A 3,682-nucleotide genomic window follows, 5' to 3' on the forward strand; every position below is an offset into this window, starting at 1 on the left:
TCCTCAAGGAGCCGGAGGGCCAGCTGACGCTTCAGGCGCAGACCGAGGCCGGCATCATCGACCTCCTCGTCTGCGACTATAGGGGCGGCGAGCTTCGGGGCTATGTCCGCTTCGACGAGGAGCGGCTGCGCGAGCTTCCAAACCACCGCGATCTCTTCGCCCTGTTCGGCAAGGGCTATCTTGCGATCACCTTCGACCTGCCGATGGCGAAGGAGCGCTACCAGGGCATCGTTCCGCTCGAGGGCGGCTCGCTCGCTGCGGCTGCCGAGAGCTATTTCGGCCAGTCCGAGCAGGTGCCGAGCCTCGTCAGGCTTGCGGTCAACGATACCGGCCACATCGCCGGCGGGATCCTCATCCAGCACCTCCCAGAGGGCGAGGAGGGGCGGGAGCGCCTCCACACCCGGCTCGACCATCCGGAATGGGAGCATGTCCGGATCCTCGCCGAGACGATCAAGGCGAACGAGCTGTCCAACCCCGATCTGCCGCTGGACGGCCTGCTCTGGCGGCTCTTCCACGAGGAGGAGGAGATCAGGACCCTGACCGCGATCCCGCTCTTCAAGGGCTGCCGCTGCAATTTCGACTATGTCAGGAGCGTCATCTCCCGCTTCGGTGCGGCGGAGCGCGAGGACATGGTGGATGCCGACGGCTTCATCAGCGTCGATTGCGAATTCTGCTCCAGGGTCTTCCCGATTTCGGCGGCCGAGCTGGACGAATAGGAGCGCCCATCGACAAGAACGTCGAATTCGTCGCGCTTTCCTGTTAATGTGCCCTCATCCGCGCTGGGGGTGAGCTGCGGATTAGCACGTACAGGGGTGCCTCCTGTTTGGGGGAAAGTGGATGAAGAAGCTGAACGGCCGGGCCGGCCGCTCGCTCGTCGCGATCGTCGCGGCACTGGTTGTGGCGGCACCGGGCCTTAGCCAGGCCGCGGGGAAGCTGACCGCGCTCGCAAGGCTCGAGCCGGGCCTTTGGCAGCTGCGCAACCTCGACGACCGCCGCGCGCTTCCCTCGATCTGCATCGGCGACCCGAACCTCCTGATGCAGGTCCAGCACCGCAATTCGCCGTGCTCGCGGCTGGTGATCTCCAATGCCGATCGCGGCGCCACCGTGCAATATACCTGCCCGGCCGGCGGGTTCGGTCGGACGTCGATCCGGGTGGAGACGCCGCGGCTCGCCCAGATCGACACCCAGGGTATCGTCGACAACACGCCGTTCGGCTACCGCGCCGAGGCCCGGCGGGTGGGCCCGTGCGGCGGCGGCGGCGACCGCTCCGGCCGTTAAACATTCGTTTACCGAACCTCTGCTACAGAAGGGTCGTGCCGGTTTTGGGCACGCTTTCCTCCCTAGAGGGCTGTTGCAGCCCAAACTGGGCCGCTCGAATGGGCGGCCCGTTTCTTTGTGGCCGCTTGCGCAGCGCCCGTGGGGTGGCTAGCCGCCCCCGCCATGGCCGGAAATCCACCACTTGCCGTCGTCCTGCTCTCGGGCGGCCTCGATTCGATGGTCGCGGCGGGAATGGCGCGCGCCGAGGGGTTCCGGCTGCTCGCGCTCACCGTCGACTATAACCAGCGCCACCGGATCGAGCTCGACGCCGCCCGGCGGATCGCATCGGTCCTCGGCGCCGAGCGGCACATCGTCCTGCCGCTCGATCTCACCGGCTTCGGCGGCTCCGCGCTTACCGCAGATATCGACGTCCCGAAGGACGGCGTGGGGGAGGGCATCCCGGTCACCTACGTGCCCGCCCGCAACACCATCTTCCTCTCGCTCGCGCTCGGCTGGGCCGAGGCCGCGGGAGCGCGGGCGATGTTCATCGGCGTCAACGCGCTCGATTATTCCGGCTATCCCGATTGCCGGCCCGATTTCATCCAAGCCTTCGAGCAGCTCGCCGCGATCGCAACCAAGGCGGGAGACGAGGGCGATCGCTTCGAGGTCCGCGCACCGCTCCTCCACATGACCAAGGCGGACATTGCGGCCGAGGCGGCCCGGCTCGGGCTCGATGCAGGCCTCAGCTGGTCCTGCTACGATCCGACGCCCGATGGCCGCCACTGCGGCCTCTGCGACAGCTGCCGGCTCCGTTCGAAGGGCTTCGCCGAGGCAGGGATCGCCGACCCCACCGTCTACGCATGAGCTATGCGGTGAAGGAGATATTCCTGACCCTGCAGGGGGAGGGGATGCAGGCGGGGCGGCGGGCGGTGTTCCTGCGCTTTAGCGGCTGCAACCTGTGGAGCGGCCGCGAGCAGGACCGCGCCTCCGCCCGGTGCAGCTTCTGCGACACCGATTTCGTGGGCACCGACGGGGAGAATGGCGGCCGTTACGAGGCCGACGGGCTGGCTTCGGCGGTCGAGAGGCTCTGGTCGGCAGGCGAGCGGCGGCTCGTGGTGATCACGGGCGGCGAGCCGATGCTCCAGCTCGATCCGGCGCTGATCGATGCGCTTCACGCCCGCGGCTTCGAGATCGCGGTCGAGACCAACGGCACGCTTCCGGCGCCTGCGGGGCTCGACTGGATCTGCGTCAGCCCGAAGGCCGGCACCGAGGTGGTGCAGCGCTCAGGCAACGAGCTGAAGCTCGTCTGGCCGCAGCAGGGCGTGGACCCCGACGAGATCGCCGGCTGGAGCTTCGATCATTTCCTGATCCAGCCGATGGACTGCGAAGATCGCGATGCGTCGACCGCGGCCGCGATCGACTTCGTGATGAACGACCCGCGGTGGAAGCTCAGCCTCCAGACGCACAAGCTGCTCGGGCTGCCCTAGGCGGTCCCGCCGCAGCGCTTCCTCAGCCGGTTCTTCTTGTCGAAGCATTCCTCGCGGAGCTCCGGCATCGCGGGCATCTTGATCTGGTAGGGATTGTAGGTGAGCCCGCGGTCATAGGCCGGAACGAGGCTGCTCCGCAGCTCGCGCATCCGGTTCTGGGCGGTGACGTAGAATTGCCCCTTCGGCCGGGTCAGCGCTTCCTTGGCGATCGACGAGGCGGTCTGGCAGAAGCCGTATTGCGCCTGCAGGGTCGAGAAATTGTTGTAGGTGATCGTCGTATAATCGTCGAACGCCTTCTGGCCCTTCGCGCCCTGGGTGCGTTTGAAATAGCCATTGAGCGCGGTGTAGGCGCCGGCCAGCTCCTCGGCATGGTGGGCGAGGATGCCGTTATAATTGTCGACCGCGCGCAGATAGGGCGAGAACTGGCACTGGAGCGCCGCGACGTTGAGACCGGCGCGCAGGTTCCACAGGAGGTGCGCCCGGTATTCGGCCGGCGTCGCCCCGGCGATCGGGAGGCCGACCAGCGGGTCGCTGCCCTCGATCGGCCCGGTCTTGAATTCCGGATTGTTGACGAAAAGCTGCGCGCCTGCAGCGTTCGGCGCTGCGAGACCGGCCGCCGCGGCGGCGGTGAGAGCGGCGATACGAGCCGCCCGTTTCCAGGAAAATTGCATTGGGGCCACTCCGATACGCTGGTGCCGATGTCGGTGATTTCGAGCGATTCTAGGGGGAAGCACGTCCCCTCCGCAACCGGCATTTCAAGCATTTAGCGCGCGGCGGCAACGTCCGGTGGGATCGGGCCGAAAAAGAAAAGGCCGCCCGGTCGCCCGGACGGCCCTTTCGAAAGCGTTGCGCCTTCGGAAATTACATTCCGTTGGTCGCGTTGCCGCCGGTGTCGCCGCCGGTGGTGGTGTTGCCGCCGGTGGTGGTGTTGCCGGTGG

At 67.1% G+C, this 3,682-nt stretch carries 5 protein-coding genes; 4 read left to right on the top strand and 1 reads right to left on the bottom strand.

Features of this window, described 5'->3' with window-relative positions; all coding sequences use genetic code 11:
* From hslO to queE, 4 genes are all read left to right on the top strand, one after another.
* The coding region (gene hslO, locus VF662_RS04585) for an Hsp33 family molecular chaperone HslO (protein ID WP_464138212.1) at positions 1-716 on the top strand (716 nt) is incomplete at its 5' end.
* Positions 717-837: 121 nt separating this feature from the next.
* A complete protein-coding gene (locus VF662_RS04590; RefSeq protein WP_464138213.1) occupies positions 838-1,278 on the top strand; it encodes a DUF3617 domain-containing protein in 441 nt (146 codons plus the stop codon).
* 162 nt (positions 1,279-1,440) lie between these two features.
* On the top strand, positions 1,441-2,121 hold the full coding sequence (gene queC / locus VF662_RS04595) for a 7-cyano-7-deazaguanine synthase QueC (protein ID WP_464138216.1): 681 nt from the start codon (positions 1,441-1,443) through the stop codon (positions 2,119-2,121).
* A complete protein-coding gene (queE, locus tag VF662_RS04600; RefSeq protein WP_464138219.1) occupies positions 2,118-2,744 on the top strand; it encodes a 7-carboxy-7-deazaguanine synthase in 627 nt (208 codons plus the stop codon). Before queC ends, queE begins: the two co-directional genes overlap by 4 nt.
* Here the strand turns inward: queE and VF662_RS04605 are convergent.
* The gene (locus VF662_RS04605) at positions 2,741-3,415 is read right to left on the bottom strand and encodes a hypothetical protein (RefSeq protein ID WP_464138222.1); all 675 of its coding nucleotides are present in this window, start codon (positions 3,413-3,415) and stop codon (positions 2,741-2,743) included. The two genes, queE and VF662_RS04605, sit on opposite strands and share 4 nt — an antisense overlap.
* Positions 3,416-3,682: the final 267 nt, after the last annotated feature.

Source organism: Allosphingosinicella sp., from assembly GCF_036387215.1.
GTDB lineage: Bacteria > Pseudomonadota > Alphaproteobacteria > Sphingomonadales > Sphingomonadaceae > Allosphingosinicella.

Excerpts from the sequence above, each read along its gene's own strand:
- VF662_RS04590 (WP_464138213.1), top strand. The coding sequence starts at position 838 with ATGAAGAAGCTGAACGGCCGGGCCGGCCGCTCGCTCGTCGCGATCGTC.
- queC (WP_464138216.1), top strand. The coding sequence starts at position 1,441 with ATGGCCGGAAATCCACCACTTGCCGTCGTCCTGCTCTCGGGCGGCCTC.
- queE (WP_464138219.1), top strand. The coding sequence starts at position 2,118 with ATGAGCTATGCGGTGAAGGAGATATTCCTGACCCTGCAGGGGGAGGGG.
- VF662_RS04605 (WP_464138222.1), bottom strand. The coding sequence starts at position 3,415 with ATGCAATTTTCCTGGAAACGGGCGGCTCGTATCGCCGCTCTCACCGCC.